This window comes from Escherichia sp. 94.0001 (assembly GCF_013369155.2).
Lineage (GTDB): Bacteria > Pseudomonadota > Gammaproteobacteria > Enterobacterales > Enterobacteriaceae > Escherichia > Escherichia coli_F.
The window spans coordinates 1-649 of record NZ_JABWMS020000218.1; the positions used below are offsets into that span (position 1 = coordinate 1).

A 649-nucleotide genomic window follows, 5' to 3' on the forward strand; every position below is an offset into this window, starting at 1 on the left:
GTACTCTCGTTTTCCCCCGTTTCCAGCGCCTCATCCAGTAACAGTTCAATGGACTCAATCAGCGTCTGCAGGCACTGGGAATAATACTGCTGCTCCAGCGCCTCCACGTTGTCACTGGAAGGCGGTTGTCCCACGCCAATCTTGTAGGCCGGGACACGGAACACCGAACAGACAATTTCAGCGGTCATCTTCAGTTGTTCCACCGTCTGCGCATCCACAGGTGAAAACGTCGTGGGGTTGTATTTTGCCCCGTTGCTCAGAATGGCCGTTTTCCCCGCATTTTCGCCTGTATACCCGCTGTCCCAGTTGCTCTTCAGTTTTTTCGCATTTTCTTCCGTAATACTGCCGGGGATCTCAATCACCCCGGACGGCCTGCCGCCATTTCTGAAAAAAGACGTCGAATTTTCCTGAATATGATGCCCCTGCGTGGCCGCCAGCCCGGCGGCATACACCGGCGGCAATCCTATAAGCGGATGAAAAAAACAGTTAAACCGGTCGTGGATCACTTCCCGGGCAGGCACCGTCACCGCCTCCGTGATCCCGCAGTTCCGGTCCGGCGTGATGCGGTAGAACACCTCGCCGTCATCCGCCACCAGAGGTTCAACCCGGCTCCAGTCCAGAATACGCAGTTCTTTGATCTGCCCCCGGG

General features: G+C 56.2%; 1 protein-coding gene. It reads right to left on the reverse strand.

The window, feature by feature from the left end; translation table 11 throughout:
- On the reverse strand, positions 1-649 hold a 649-nt coding region (locus tag HEN33_RS25335; protein ID WP_183083536.1), incomplete at both ends, for a phage portal protein.